Annotated in this window: 16 protein-coding genes; all 16 read left to right on the top strand. The window is 54.4% G+C overall.

The genetic code is table 11. The features are described 5' to 3' along the window. The first annotated feature begins 46 nt into the window (after nucleotides 1-46). The 16 genes from BLR08_RS09345 to BLR08_RS09420 all read left to right on the top strand — a co-directional run bounded on the left by BLR08_RS09345 (nucleotide 47) and on the right by BLR08_RS09420 (nucleotide 13056). A complete protein-coding gene (locus BLR08_RS09345; protein ID WP_072328944.1) occupies nucleotides 47-1198 on the top strand; it encodes a protein-glutamate methylesterase/protein-glutamine glutaminase in 1152 nt (383 codons plus the stop codon). Nucleotides 1199-1247: 49 nt separating this feature from the next. Beyond that, on the top strand, nucleotides 1248-3305 hold the full coding sequence (locus BLR08_RS09350) for a chemotaxis protein CheA (protein ID WP_072328945.1): 2058 nt from the start codon (nucleotides 1248-1250) through the stop codon (nucleotides 3303-3305). 45 nt (nucleotides 3306-3350) lie between these two features. Beyond that, nucleotides 3351-3812, top strand: coding sequence for a chemotaxis protein CheW (locus BLR08_RS09355; RefSeq protein ID WP_072328946.1), 462 nt, complete (start codon nucleotides 3351-3353; stop codon nucleotides 3810-3812). A gap of 38 nt (nucleotides 3813-3850) precedes the next feature. Beyond that, on the top strand, nucleotides 3851-4438 hold the full coding sequence (locus tag BLR08_RS09360) for a chemotaxis protein CheC (RefSeq protein ID WP_090586028.1): 588 nt from the start codon (nucleotides 3851-3853) through the stop codon (nucleotides 4436-4438). Further along, complete coding sequence (locus BLR08_RS09365; RefSeq protein WP_072328948.1) at nucleotides 4435-4929, top strand: chemotaxis protein CheD; 495 nt, start codon at nucleotides 4435-4437, stop codon at nucleotides 4927-4929. Before BLR08_RS09360 ends, BLR08_RS09365 begins: the two co-directional genes overlap by 4 nt. 2 nt (nucleotides 4930-4931) lie before the next feature. Continuing rightward, entirely contained in the window at nucleotides 4932-5372 is a 441-nt protein-coding gene (locus BLR08_RS09370; RefSeq protein ID WP_072328949.1) for a hypothetical protein, read from the top strand. Nucleotides 5373-5389: 17 nt separating this feature from the next. After that, the gene (locus tag BLR08_RS09375) at nucleotides 5390-6172 is read left to right on the top strand and encodes a FliA/WhiG family RNA polymerase sigma factor (RefSeq protein ID WP_072328950.1); all 783 of its coding nucleotides are present in this window, start codon (nucleotides 5390-5392) and stop codon (nucleotides 6170-6172) included. Nucleotides 6173-6194: 22 nt separating this feature from the next. Next, on the top strand, nucleotides 6195-7604 hold the full coding sequence (locus BLR08_RS09380; RefSeq protein WP_072329214.1) for a DUF342 domain-containing protein: 1410 nt from the start codon (nucleotides 6195-6197) through the stop codon (nucleotides 7602-7604). A 20-nt stretch (nucleotides 7605-7624) separates the two neighbouring features. Beyond that, on the top strand, nucleotides 7625-7960 hold the full coding sequence (locus BLR08_RS09385; RefSeq protein ID WP_072328951.1) for a hypothetical protein: 336 nt from the start codon (nucleotides 7625-7627) through the stop codon (nucleotides 7958-7960). Nucleotides 7961-7989: 29 nt separating this feature from the next. Continuing rightward, nucleotides 7990-8643: a hypothetical protein gene (locus BLR08_RS09390; RefSeq protein ID WP_072328952.1), complete on the top strand. Its 654-nt coding sequence runs from the start codon at nucleotides 7990-7992 to the stop codon at nucleotides 8641-8643. Further along, complete coding sequence (locus tag BLR08_RS09395; protein ID WP_072328953.1) at nucleotides 8633-9139, top strand: hypothetical protein; 507 nt, start codon at nucleotides 8633-8635, stop codon at nucleotides 9137-9139. Before BLR08_RS09390 ends, BLR08_RS09395 begins: the two co-directional genes overlap by 11 nt. 243 nt (nucleotides 9140-9382) lie before the next feature. Then, nucleotides 9383-10081: a 30S ribosomal protein S2 gene (gene rpsB / locus BLR08_RS09400; RefSeq protein ID WP_072328954.1), complete on the top strand. Its 699-nt coding sequence runs from the start codon at nucleotides 9383-9385 to the stop codon at nucleotides 10079-10081. A 111-nt stretch (nucleotides 10082-10192) separates the two neighbouring features. Then, nucleotides 10193-10843 carry a translation elongation factor Ts gene (gene tsf, locus BLR08_RS09405; protein ID WP_072328955.1) on the top strand — a complete coding sequence of 217 codons (651 nt, stop codon included), beginning with the start codon at nucleotides 10193-10195 and terminating at the stop codon, nucleotides 10841-10843. A 92-nt stretch (nucleotides 10844-10935) separates the two neighbouring features. Beyond that, the gene (gene pyrH, locus BLR08_RS09410) at nucleotides 10936-11661 is read left to right on the top strand and encodes a UMP kinase (protein ID WP_072328956.1); all 726 of its coding nucleotides are present in this window, start codon (nucleotides 10936-10938) and stop codon (nucleotides 11659-11661) included. A 3-nt stretch (nucleotides 11662-11664) separates the two neighbouring features. After that, nucleotides 11665-12222, top strand: a complete 558-nt coding sequence (gene frr / locus BLR08_RS09415) for a ribosome recycling factor (RefSeq protein WP_072328957.1) — start codon at nucleotides 11665-11667, stop codon at nucleotides 12220-12222. Nucleotides 12223-12288: 66 nt separating this feature from the next. Next, nucleotides 12289-13056 (top strand): isoprenyl transferase, encoded by a 768-nt coding sequence (locus BLR08_RS09420; RefSeq protein WP_072328958.1) that lies wholly within the window; start codon nucleotides 12289-12291, stop codon nucleotides 13054-13056. Nucleotides 13057-13061: the final 5 nt, after the last annotated feature.

Here is a 13061-nt window from a genome sequence, read left to right on the forward strand (position 1 = left end):
GAATTAGCTTCTTCAGACCCGATTCACAACGTAGAGGAGTGGTACTATGCAGCAGCCATATGATGTTTTGGTCGTCGACGACTCCGTCTTCATGAGAAAGCTGATTTCCGATTTTATAGCGGAAGATCCGTCGCTGAGGGTCGTAGGCACAGCCAAAAATGGCAAGGAAGCTGTTGAATTAGTGAAAAAACTTCGTCCTCATGCCGTGACCATGGACATCGAAATGCCGATCATGAACGGCCTCGAGGCGCTGCGCATCATTATGAAAGAATGTCCGCTCCCGGTCATCATGCTGAGCAGCCTGACCCAGGAAGGCGCTTTGGAGACGATGAAGGCTTTAGAGTGGGGAGCGTTTGACTTTGTCGGCAAGCCTTCCGGCTCGATCTCGCTGGACCTGCACAAGGTGAAGACCATGATTCTCGAGAAGCTTCAGGCGGCTGTGCGCACCAAAATGAAGCAGATCAGCAGCCCTCCGGAGCAAGCAAACAGCGGCGGGCTGAAGGAAGCGCAGGCAGCTCCTGCCGCTCCGGCGCCGCTCTATCGCCGATCCGAATCCGCTTCCGCATCTTCGGCAGAGCGTTCAGCGGCCGCACGCAAGCAAGGGCCGGTCCAGCAGCTGGTCGCGATCGGCACGTCTACCGGCGGTCCCCGGGCGCTGCATCAGGTGCTCTCCGGTCTTCCGGAAGGGCTGGCGGCTCCGGTGCTGATCGTGCAGCATATGCCGCCGAACTTTACGAAGTCGCTTTCGCTGCGGCTGGACTCGGTGTCCGGACTCAAAGTCGTCGAGGCGGAGGACGGCATGGTGCTGGAGAATGGAGCGGCCTATGTGGCCCCCGGCGGATTACATATGGCGGTGGCGCGCAGCGGAGCCGGCGGATACCGGATTCATCTCAGCAAGGATGCGCCCCGCAGCGGCCACCGCCCATCGGTCGACGCGCTGTTCGAATCGCTGCTGCCGCTCAAAGAGCTGAAGCGTCATATTGTCATCATGACGGGGATGGGCTCCGACGGAGCGAGAGGGATGAAGGCTCTCCAGGACGCGGGAGCGGCCACCACCATCGCGGAAGCGGAAGACACCTGCATCGTTTACGGCATGCCCCGTGCTGCGGTGGAGCTGAATTGCGTGAATCATATTTTGCCGCAGCAGGAAATCTCACGGAAGCTTATCGAGGTTGTCGGCGTTGCAGGACTTTCTTAGTAAGGACGGATAGAAATTACATACTTACGACCACGATGGAGGTGTGCTTATGGAGATGAATCAATATCTCTCGATGTTTATTGACGAGTCCAAGGATCATTTGCAGGCGATCAACGAAAACATGTTAAGCCTCGAGAGCAGTCCGGAGGATATTAGTATTGTACAGAATATATTCCGTTCCGCGCATACCTTGAAGGGGATGTCGGCCACGATGGGCTTCGAGGATATCGCCTCCCTGACCCATGAGATGGAGAATGTGCTGGATCTGGTCCGCAATCATAAGCTGAAGATGGATTCGTTTATTTTCGACTGCTTGTTCAAAAGCTTGGATTCGCTGGAGACGATGGTCGACGATATTATCCAGGGAGGAACGGGCAAGGCGGACGTGTCGGCGGTTGTCGCTTCGCTGAAGTCCATCGTTTCGGGCGATTACTTGAAGGCTTCGCCAGGAGCCCAGGGAGGCGCCGGGGCTTCATCCGCCGCGACTGCGGCCGGCGCGGCGCCCGAGCTGGATGAATTCCAGCTGTCGATTATCGAACAGTCCATCGATGCGGGCATACCCGTCTTCTGGATAGAGGTAACGGTCAGAGCCGACTGCGTGTTGAAGGCTGCGCGCGCTTATATGGTGTTCAACGTGCTGGAGCAGAACGGCGAAGTGCTCAAGGCGCTCCCTTCCGTTGAAGAGATTGAACAGGAGAAGTTCGATCAGAAATTTGCGGTGTATTATGTCTCGCAGGTGGACAAGGATCAACTGCTCGCTCAAGTATCCAGCGTGTCCGAGATCGATCATGTGGAGCTCGTCGTTCTTGATCGGGAGAAGCTCGCCGCGCGGCTGCAGCCTTCCGCTGCCGCGCCTGTATCGGCTCCGGCTGCCCCTGCAAACGAGGCGTCCGCGCCGACTTCCGAGCCGGCCAAAACCGAGAAAAAGGCTGCGGCCGCAAGCGGGGCTCCTGTGGCTGGACGGACGATCCGCGTCGATATCGAACGGCTGGATACGCTGATGAACCTGTTCAGCGAGCTGCTGATCGACCGGGTGCGTCTGGAGCAGCTGGCAAGCGAGATCAAGAAAAATGACTTGACCGAAACCGTCGAGCATATGGCGCGCGTGAGCAGCGATCTGCAAAATATCGTGCTCAAGCTGCGGATGGTGCCTGTGGACACGGTGTTCAACCGCTTCCCGCGGATGATCCGCGATGTGGCCAAAAACCTGGACAAGAAAGTGGATCTGGTCATTACCGGGGCCGATACGGAGATGGACCGGACCGTGGTCGACGAGATCGGAGATCCGCTAGTCCATCTGCTCCGCAATGCGGTTGACCACGGGCTGGAGCCAACGGCCGAACGGCTGGCCGCTGGCAAGCCGGAGACCGGGACGATCAATCTGCGCGCTTATCACAGCGGCAACCATGTGTTCATCGAGATCGAGGACAACGGACGCGGAATCAACCGGGACAAGGTGCTGGACAAAGCGATACAAAACGGAGTCGTGACGAGAGAGCAGGCTGCCCGCCTGTCGGACAGCGAAGTGTACGCGCTGCTGTTCGCTTCGGGGTTCAGCACGGCCGACAAAATCTCCGATATTTCCGGCCGCGGCGTCGGGCTCGATGTCGTCAAAACGAAGATCGAGAGTTTGGGCGGACGGGTTCAGGTGGACTCTACTTATGGCAGCGGCTCGAAGTGGACCGTTCAATTGCCGCTGACGTTGTCGATTATCTCCGCGATGCTGATCCGGCTGAAGCATGAGAAGTATGCGATTCCGCTGTCGTCGATTGTGGAGACGGCTGCCGTCAAGCCAGAGCAAATCCGCAAGGTGCATGGCAACCGGATGGTGGATTACCGCAATTCCGTTATCCCGCTCATCCCGCTGGCCGAATTGTTCGACGTGCCGGGTCAAGGCGAAGAGAGCGGAGCGGATGTGCAGGTTGTCGTAATCCGCAAGGGCGAGAAAATGGCTGCCCTGGTCGTCGACGAATTTATCGGCCAGCAGGAAATTGTGCTGAAGACGCTCGGCAAATACTTGACCAACCTGTTTGCCACCTCCGGAGCTACCATTCTCGGAGATGGACAAGTCGCCTTGATTATCGATACGAATGCATTGATCAAGTAAACTCGTCACGTACGGAGCGGTACGATCATTAAGGAGGATGAAAATATGGGACAAGAGATGAAGGTCATCGTATTTGCGCTTGCTCATGAAGAGTACGGCGTAGAAGTGGAAAAGGTCAAAACGATCGAGCGGATGCAGCCGATGACGCGTGTTCCCAAAACGCCGGAATTCGTAAAAGGCGTCATCAATCTGCGGGGGGTCGTAACGCCGGTTATCGATCTGCGCGGACGCTTCGGCTTCCCGGAGAGCGAATATACGGATAATTCGCGGATCATTATCGTGGCTGTTGGCGATATCGAGGTAGGCTTAATCGTCGATTCGGCCAATGATGTGATCGACGTGGATACCGACCATGTGGACGATCCGCCGGATATCGTCGGCGGCATCAAAGCCAAATACTTGCACGGCATCGCCAAGGTCGGCGACAGCCGCCTGCTCATTCTGCTGAACCTGCAGGAAGTTTTGAATAAAAGCGAGATCGTTCAATTGGAAAACGCAGAGGAGTAGTGTACGTGGAGGCATTTAGCGCATTCGCGGAGTTTCAAATGGACGTTCTGAAAGAGGTAGGCAATATCGGAGCCGGCCATGCCGCCACCGCGCTGTCGAAGCTGCTCGATAAGCCGGTCGATATGCTCGTGCCCAAGGTGCGTATGGTCCCCTTTGAAGAGATCGCTGACAGTGTCGGTGGAGCCGAGCAAGTCGTCATTGCCATCTTCCTGCGCGTCGAGGGCGAAACGCCCGGCAATCTGTTTTTCATCCTAAGTCTGGATTCGGCTAAAAGGCTGCTGCGCAATCTGGTCGGTATCGAAGTTCTGAGCGATGAAGGCTATACGGAGATGGAGCTGTCGGCTTTGAATGAGATCGGCAATATATTGGCAGGCTCCTATCTCAGCTCGCTGGCCGACTTCACGCAGCTGAACATGCAGCCTACGGTCCCTTCACTGGCTATCGATATGGCCGGCGCCATTCTTGGTTACGGACTGCTTCAATTCGGTCAGATGGGGGATCAGGCGCTGTTGATCGATACGAAGTTTCTGGACGGTCAAGAAGAAGTCGAAGGCCATTTCTTCCTGATTCCCGATCCGGAATCTTTCGAGAAAATTTTCGTCGCCTTGGGAGTGCAAACTCCATGATCCAGGATCATCTGATCAAAGTCGGCATGGCCGATCTGAATGTCACTCAGCTGACCGGAGTTCTGAAAACAACCGGACTCGGCTCCTGCGTTGGACTGACCTTATACGATGCCAAGGCCAAAGTGGCGGGCATGGCGCATGTGATGCTGCCAACCTCCGAGATCGCCCGCGAAGGCAAGCTCAATGTGGCCAAATACGCCGATACGGCGCTGCCCGAGGTGATTCGTCTGATGGAGCAGCTCGGCGCTGAGGTCCGGCGGATGGCCGCCAAGATGGCGGGCGGCGCCCAGATGTTCGCCTTCGGCGGGCAATCGGAGACTATGCGAATCGGACCGCGGAACGTCGAGTCCTGCAAGGAAGTGCTTGCCCGCTACCGTATCCCTGTCGTGGGAGAGGACACCGGCGGCAATTATGGAAGAACGATCGAATTCGACTGTGTAACCGGAGTGCTTGTTATCCGCAGCGTTCAACATGGAGTGAAGGAATTGTAGCCATGATCGGATCAATCAAATGGAATTTCATCGTCGGAGGGATCGCCTTTGTCGCGACCCTCGCGATGTCGGCCGGCCACAATATTTGGCTCACGACGCTCGTAAGGAGCTTCTACAGCTTCATCATCCTGTTCGTGCTTGTGTTTGCATGCCGGTGGCTGCTCGGCACATTTGCGGGATTGGACAGCGCTTTGAAGTCGCCCCCCGAGGAAGCGGAGGAGGAGATGGCCAAAGGAACCGCCTTTGACGCCATTACTCCTCCCGATCAGGATGCTGAGCTTCACCAGATGCTGAAAAACCGGATCGACGATGCGGCGCCCCAAGCCGAAGAGGCTTTGTTTGCTCCGCTTAACCCGCCTAAATTGTCAACCAAGATCAGCGGAGCGCCTGATGAAAGCTCGTGGGAGATGGCTCAAGCGCTTCGCCGAATGACTGAAGAGTAAAGGTGGTGGAATCCTTCATGATCGGGCAAAAATCACACTTGTCGAATATGGACACATGGAGGCAATGGAGAGAAGAGCGCCTGCTCCAGGCCAAGCAGACTTTAATTGAGACGTATCTGCCTCTGGTCGACTACGTGTCAGGCCGGCTGTCCATTGGCTTGCCTAAAAATGTGTCGAAGGAAGACCTCGGAAGCTATGGCGTGATGGGACTCATCGATGCGATCGAGAAGTTTGACTATGAACGCGGCCTTCAGTTCGAAACATACGCTTCCTGGCGAATCCGCGGGGCGATTATCGACGGTCTTCGCCAAGGCGACTGGGTCCCCCGCTCGGTTCGCGAGAAAGCTAAAAAAATCGAAGAAGGCTACCAGAAACTGGAGCAGCAATACCTTCGTTCCGTTACGGATGCGGAAATGAGCGAATATCTGCAGATCAGCGAAGCTGATTTTCAGCAAATGGTCCAGGATATAGCGGTTACGACCATATGCTCGGTCGACGAGCCGATTCGCGAAGAGGAAGCGGAAACCCGCTTGTCCATCTTGATCGATGACAAAGCAAAAAATCCCGAATCGACCGTAAATGATGTATACTTAAAAGACACCCTGGCGCAAGCTATCGAGCGGCTGACGGAGAAGGAAAGAACCGTTGTATCGTTATTTTATTATGAAGAGCTTTCATTAAGCGAGATTGCCGAAGTAATGAATCTTTCCCCTTCCAGAATCTCACAGTTGCATTCCAAGGCGATTTTACGGCTGAGAGGTTCCTTGAGCCGTCACAAATCGCAGTTATTCCAAGACTAAATCGAGGAAAGCGGGGATAATGATGGGTGAGCCAACAATGCCGTTAAGCTATTATCTGGATATCCAATTATCGGATGACAAGCTCACGGCGTTCCTGCAGTTCATGAACTGCGACGAACGGTTCAGAGTTACCCTGGAGCAGTTGCAAGAGCTGGTAAGGTCTTATCATATCGTCCATGGTGTGGACGAAGCGAAGCTGCTCGAGATCGCGAACGATCCTTCCGCGTTTTTCTATGGCAAAACGGTTATAGCTGCCGGACAGGCGCCGCAAAATGGGCCTGACGGTCAAATCAGGATGATGTTCGATCTGAACAATCACATGAAAACGCCGCTTGAGATGGAAGACGGGAAGGTTGACTATAAAGAAGTAACGGCGATTCATAATGTTCGCAAAGGCCAGCTTATCGCTCAGCGCATTCCGGCGGGCCAAGGTATCCCGGGAACGGCTGTTACCGGTGAAACTTTATTTGCCAAGGACGGAAAGGAAGCGCGGTTCAAGCTGGGGAAAAATGTAGTCACGGACGCGGAACAGCTCGCCATGTATGCCGCGATAGACGGGATGGTATCGAAAACCGACCGCGACAAAATTAACGTATTTCCTATATTTGAAGTGAACGGCGATGTTGATTATAATATCGGCAATATCGATTTTGTCGGTTCTGTCGTCGTGCGCGGCAGCGTGCTGCCCGGCTTCCGGATCAAAGCTGCCGGAGACATCCGGATTACGGGCAACGTAGACGGCGCCGATCTGGAGGCCGGAGGCTCGATTGAGATCAATGCGGGCATTCTGGGCCATAACAAAGCGACCGTCCGAGCCGGCAATAGGGTAAAATGTTCGTTCATCCAGGATGCTACCGTAGAAGCGGGCGAAGAGGTAGTGGCCAACCAAAGCATCATGCACTCGCATATCCGGGCCGGCCGGTACGTCACCTGTAGGGGGACGAAGGGATTGATCGTCGGCGGGCAAATTCAGGCTGGAGAATGCGTGGTCGGACGTACGATCGGCAATGCGATGTCCACGGTGACCGCCATTGAGGTGGGGGTGCTTCCCGAGCTTCGCAACGAACTGCAGCAGTTGAGGACGAATTTGCGAGCGCTTAACGAGAATTACGACAAAACCGACAAGGCGCTGACTTTGCTCGATCAGCTCGCCGCCGCGGGGCATCTCACGCCCGATAAGGTCGGGATGCGCATCAAGCTGAATCATTCCAAGAAGCAAGTTACGGAAGAAATATCGGGTGCCAAGGAGCGTATTCTGGAGATCGAGAAGTCGCTTGAGGATTCTGAGCGCGCGAAGGTTGAAGTCATTGGTAACGTATTCAGCGGAACCAAGATCGTAATCGGCCGCTACACCAAATTCATCAAGGATACTTCTCCGCGAGTGAAGTTCCAGCTGGTCGACGGCGATATTGCGATGCTGCCCATTCAGTAGCGTGAGGAGAGGAATGCCGGATGAGTATGAGAGCTGTCGAGATGCAGTTTGCCCTGCACAAAAACGATGAAGCCGGCTTCAAGCAGCAGCAGATAATGAGCAAGCCTGTCCAGGACCAGGCAGCGCTGTCCCAGGAATCGGAGAAGCAGCTGCTGCGGCAGCGGCGCATCAGCGCCAAGACGGAGGAAGCGAACCGGCTGCATGCCGACCGGGACGGAGGACGGGATGGAAGCGGCGGAAGCCATCCGTCAGCTGCCCCGAGGCGAACCAAGGGCAGCTCGGACGGCGCAGCCAAGGAGTCTGTTCCTCAGGATGCGCATCCATTCAAGGGTCATCATATTGATATTTCGCTTTGACATCCTGTCGTGAAATTAGGTGATAGCAGTTGAATCAACCTTGGGTATATGTTGTGTTGTTCGGCCTCGTGCTGATCGTCTATGCTCGCCTGCTGCCGCGGGAACCGAAGCCCGGCAAGGATAACCCCGGCATGATTAAGGAAGTGGAAAGCGCGATGGACCACTTCGCCGTGGAGCTGGAAGAGCAGAACAAGGCGATCGTCCAGCTGTTCACGGACACCAAAAAAGATTATGAAACCCACTCCGCCATGCTCTCAGGCCGCGTAGAGCTGCTCGAGAAGCAGAACCGGCAGCTTCAGTCGGAGCTTAGCCGGGTCGGGTTCGTCACGGAGCAAATTCAGAAGCTGCAAACCGGCCCACCGGGTACTCCGCCTGAAGTCCGCATCGCCCCCGACGGGCAGCGGCGGCTTGCGGAAGCGCCTGAGGTGGATTTTGTGCGTCAAGGGGCGGCTAACCCGTTACCCGCACCCGAGCCGCCGGAGGATGCGGCAGGCAAACCGGAGCCTGATGGAGAGAGAGCTCCCGCTCCCATGAGCATCCGGAATCGCTATGCGGAGCTGTTTTTGCTGCATGATCATGGCAAATCCATCGAATCCATCGCAAAGAAATTGGGGATGAACAAAGGCGAGGTAGCGCTGATTCTGCAGCTGGCCAAGCAGGAGGAGAAGGCGAATGTCGAATAAAAAGTCGCTGTTCTACGGACTGGGCAGCGGCATGATCGCCGGCGCTGTTCTGCTCCAGCTGATGCTTGCTGCCCCCAGCTCCGGGACGCTGACCCCGGAAGGGCTGGGCGAGACGCAGCCCGGCACGGCCGCTGAGACGATGACTCCCGAACGGCTGAAGGAAGCGGCCTCCGTTTATTATCAGGTGTATGAGAAGGATGTTAAGGTATATCTCCAGCCCCAGGTCGAGGAACTGATCGGACAGCGGCTCGCAGAAGAGAAGAAAAAGCAGGAAGCCGCCGCGCCTGTAAAGGAAATCTATATCTATGTGCAAAGCGGACTGGCGTTGTGGCAAGTGTCGGACATGCTGGTGCAAAGCGGGCTTATCGCAGACAAGAAGGCGTTCGAGGATGAGATGCGCAAGCGGCAGCTCACGGGCAGCATCATCGCCGGCGCTCATGAATTCAAAGGCCCGCAAACCTTGGACCAGATCATTACCGGCCTGACAGTCAAGTAGGGATGAACCGCCGATTTGCGTGTTTTTGACGAAAGAGCTCGCTAGTTGCAACCTTATGCGACTTATGGTATAGTAGTCCTCGGTGTAAAAATCCACACGCCGATGAATTCCGATGAGGGTGCTTCCGCGTTGCGGCTGCTGCGTCAACCGATGACAGCGCCGACAATAATCTGGAAGTTTCATCGTGAAGATGATATCGCGCGGAGGTACCAAAAACAACTATATTTGAGGAGGTGCGTGAGGATGGCAGTAATCTCCATGAAACAGCTGCTCGAGGCTGGTGTACATTTCGGTCACCAAACCCGTCGCTGGAACCCTAAAATGGATCGTTACATCTTCACCGAAAGAAACGGAATTTATATTATCGACCTGCAAAAAACGGTCAAAAAAGTAGAGGAAGCTTACAACTTCGTAAGATCCGTAGCTGAAGAGAACGGGACAATCCTGTTTGTCGGCACGAAGAAGCAAGCTCAAGACTCCGTGAAGGAAGAAGCGGAGCGCAGCGGTCAGTTCTACATCAACCAGCGCTGGCTCGGCGGTACGCTCACAAACTTCTCCACGATTCAACAGCGGATCAACCGTCTGCATGAGCTGGACAAGTGGGAAGTTGACGGCACGTTCGACGTTCTTCCTAAGAAAGAAGTTATTATCCTTCGCAAGGAAAAAGATCGCCTCGAGAAGTTCTTGGGCGGTATCAAGCATATGAAGGGTCTGCCGAGCGCATTGTTCGTTATCGATCCTCGTAAAGAGCGCATTGCTGTAGCAGAAGCTCGCAAGCTCGGTATCCCAATCGTGGGTATCGTAGATACGAACTGTGATCCGGACGAAATCGACTATGTCATTCCTGGTAATGACGACGCGATCCGCGCCGTTAAGCTGCTGACAGCCAAAATGGCTGACGCTGTTATTGAAGCCAACCAAGGCGAGCAAACAACAGCTTAATCCACATAACGTGTGAATACGAGAAGGGTGGTTCAAAGGTGCAAAATCCTTTCACCGCCCTTTTTTTAAGGTGTATATCCAAATACCGACAACCATTAAGGAGGCCCCAATATGGCAGTAAGTGCAGCAGCAGTAAAAGAGTTGCGTGAAAAAACAGGAGCGGGCATGCTCGATTGTAAAAAGGCTCTCGAGGAAGCAAACGGCGATCTGACGAAAGCTTCCGAGCTTTTGCGTGAAAAAGGCTTGGCAGCTGCGGCTAAAAAGTCTGACCGTGCGGCTACCGAAGGCATGATCGAGTCTTACATCCATGCGGGCGGCAAAATCGGCGTATTGGTTGAAGTGAACAGCGAAACGGACTTCGTTGCGAAAAACGAGCAGTTCAGAACGTTCGTGCGCGACGTAGCCCTGCACATCGCAGCATCCAACCCTAAGTACCTTCGCCGCGACGAAGTTCCTCAGGAAGCGCTTGACAAAGAACGTGAAATTTTGACGAACCAAGCTCTGAACGAAGGCAAGCCTGAGAAAATCGTTGAGAAAATCGTGGAAGGCCGCATCGCCAAGTACTACGAAGAGTACTGCTTGCTGGAGCAGGCATTCATCAAGGACCCGGACAAAACTGTCGAGCAAGTGTTGAAAGAGAAGATCGCTACGATCGGTGAAAACCTCTCGATCCGTCGCTTTGTTCGCTATGAGCTCGGAGAAGGCCTTGAGAAGAAGCAAGAAAACTTCGCTGAAGAAGTTATGAGCCAAGTCAAACTGTAAGACCTATAGCAACAAAAGCAGGGGACACCGACGTGTTCCCTGTTTGCTAAGTAAAGGGAAATGCGCCCCAAGCGAAAGGGAGGAATGTAGCTTTGGAACGTCCGATGTTTAAAAGAGTCGTATTGAAATTAAGCGGTGAAGCCTTGGCAGGACAGCAAGGTTACGGAATTGATTCGGAGATGATCAGCTCCATTGCGCAGCAGGTGAAAGAAGTGATCGATCTTCAAGTTGAGGTTGCCATCGTCGTAGGCGGAGGCAATATCTGGAGAGGGATCGCCGGCAGCGCGAAAGGTATTGACCGGGCGACAGCCGATTATATGGGCATGCTCGCTACCGTGATGAATTCCCTTGCCCTCCAAGACGCGCTGGAGACGATCGGCGTTCCGACACGCGTACAATCCTCTATTAACATGCAGCAAGTAGCTGAGCCTTATATCCGACGCAGAGCGATCCGGCATCTGGAGAAGGGCCGCGTCGTCATCTTTGCAGCAGGAACGGGCAATCCGTACTTCTCCACCGATACGACCGCTGCTTTGCGCGCCGCAGAGATTGAGGCGGAAGTCATCCTGATGGCCAAAAACAAAGTCGACGGCGTTTACTCCGCAGATCCGTTCAAGGATCCGAGCGCAGAAAAGTTTGAAACGCTCACCTACCTTGAGGTGCTGAACAAGAACCTCGGAGTGATGGATTCGACGGCTTCTTCTTTGTGTATGGACAACAACATCCCGCTGATCGTTTTCTCGATTACCGAAAGCGGCAATATCAAACGCGTCGTGCTTGGGGAGAAGATCGGCACTATTGTAAAGGGGAGTGTGTAGCCAATGCCTCAAACCATTAAAAAAAATGCCGAGGAGCGCATGGACAAAGCGATCGCGGCGCTGAAAAAAGAGCTGCTCTCGCTGCGTGCAGGCCGCGCTACGCCTGCGCTGCTTGACCGTGTGCAAGTTGAATATTACGGGGCTATGACGCCGGTGAACCAGCTTGCCAACATCAATACGCCGGATTCCCGGACGTTGATGATTCAGCCTTGGGACAAAAGCTCGATCTCGGCTATCGAAAAAGCCATTTTAAAGTCCGATCTTGGACTTAATCCGTCCAATGACGGAAGCAGCATCCGCATCGTCATCCCGGCGCTGACGGAAGAACGGCGCTCGGAGCTGGTGAAGCTGACGCGCAAGGCCGGAGAAGAGGCTAAGGTAGCCATCCGCAACGTGCGCCGCGACGCCAATGACGATATCAAAAAGCTGGAAAAATCCTCCGGACTCTCCGAGGACGAGTCCCGCGGGCACCAGGAAGATATTCAGAAGTTTACCGATAAGTTTATTGCCGAAGTCGACAAGACGCTGCAAGCAAAAGAAAAAGAAATCATGGAAGTGTAATGGGCGAAGACCCCCTTTTTTGAGGGGGCTTTTAGTCTTTTAGTCTTTCCTGATGGAGGATTGGCAATGAAACCATTCGTAAAGTGGTTCGGTGGGAAAGCGGATACTGCGGAAGCGGCCCAAGGGCTTGGCTCCGACAACATTCCGAACCATGTGGCCGTTATTATGGACGGCAACGGCCGATGGGCGCAGAAGCGCGGCTTGCCGCGGATTGCAGGTCACCACTCCGGCATGAAAAATGTGAAAAAAATAACGATGGCGGCTAATGATATCGGTGTTCAGGTTCTGACCATGTACGCTTTCTCGACGGAAAACTGGAAGCGTCCCAAGGAAGAAGTGGAATATTTGATGAAGCTGCCGCTGGAGTTTTTCCCTAAAGAGATCGATGAGCTGATCGCCAACAACGTTCAGATCCGGATGACCGGCTGGCCGCAAAATTTGCCGGATTATACGCTGAAGGCTGTACAGGATGCGATCGATCAGACCAAGCACAATACCGGACTTATCCTTAATTTCGCGTTGAACTACGGCAGCCGCAAGGAGATGCTTTCGGGCATCCAGCAGCTGGTGCGCGATGCGCAGGAAGGCAAGTTGCAGCCTGATGATATCGATGAAACGATGTTTTCCCGTTATCTGCTCACCGATCCTCTGCCTGACCCTGACTTGCTGATCCGCACAAGCGGAGAGCTGCGCATCAGCAACTTCATGCTGTGGCAGCTGGCTTATTCGGAGCTTTGGTTTACCGAGCTGTGCTGGCCGGAATTCAACGAAAACCACTTCTACGACGCTATACGGGAATACCAGCGGCGCGCCCGCCGGTACGGGGGCTTATAAAGCCG

The sequence above is a fragment of the Paenibacillus sp. cl123 genome, assembly GCF_900101595.1.
Classification (GTDB): Bacteria; Bacillota; Bacilli; order Paenibacillales; family NBRC-103111; genus Paenibacillus_G.

Coding starts and splice junctions, on each gene's coding strand:
- BLR08_RS09350 (WP_072328945.1), top strand. CDS start 1,248: ATGGAGATGAATCAATATCTCTCGATGTTTATTGACGAGTCCAAGGAT.
- BLR08_RS09360 (WP_090586028.1), top strand. CDS start 3,851: ATGGACGTTCTGAAAGAGGTAGGCAATATCGGAGCCGGCCATGCCGCC.
- BLR08_RS09345 (WP_072328944.1), top strand. CDS start 47: ATGCAGCAGCCATATGATGTTTTGGTCGTCGACGACTCCGTCTTCATG.
- BLR08_RS09355 (WP_072328946.1), top strand. CDS start 3,351: ATGGGACAAGAGATGAAGGTCATCGTATTTGCGCTTGCTCATGAAGAG.
- BLR08_RS09420 (WP_072328958.1), top strand. CDS start 12,289: ATGAAACCATTCGTAAAGTGGTTCGGTGGGAAAGCGGATACTGCGGAA.
- BLR08_RS09385 (WP_072328951.1), top strand. CDS start 7,625: ATGAGTATGAGAGCTGTCGAGATGCAGTTTGCCCTGCACAAAAACGAT.
- frr (WP_072328957.1), top strand. CDS start 11,665: ATGCCTCAAACCATTAAAAAAAATGCCGAGGAGCGCATGGACAAAGCG.
- tsf (WP_072328955.1), top strand. CDS start 10,193: ATGGCAGTAAGTGCAGCAGCAGTAAAAGAGTTGCGTGAAAAAACAGGA.
- rpsB (WP_072328954.1), top strand. CDS start 9,383: ATGGCAGTAATCTCCATGAAACAGCTGCTCGAGGCTGGTGTACATTTC.
- BLR08_RS09370 (WP_072328949.1), top strand. CDS start 4,932: ATGATCGGATCAATCAAATGGAATTTCATCGTCGGAGGGATCGCCTTT.
- BLR08_RS09375 (WP_072328950.1), top strand. CDS start 5,390: ATGATCGGGCAAAAATCACACTTGTCGAATATGGACACATGGAGGCAA.
- BLR08_RS09395 (WP_072328953.1), top strand. CDS start 8,633: ATGTCGAATAAAAAGTCGCTGTTCTACGGACTGGGCAGCGGCATGATC.
- BLR08_RS09365 (WP_072328948.1), top strand. CDS start 4,435: ATGATCCAGGATCATCTGATCAAAGTCGGCATGGCCGATCTGAATGTC.
- BLR08_RS09380 (WP_072329214.1), top strand. CDS start 6,195: ATGGGTGAGCCAACAATGCCGTTAAGCTATTATCTGGATATCCAATTA.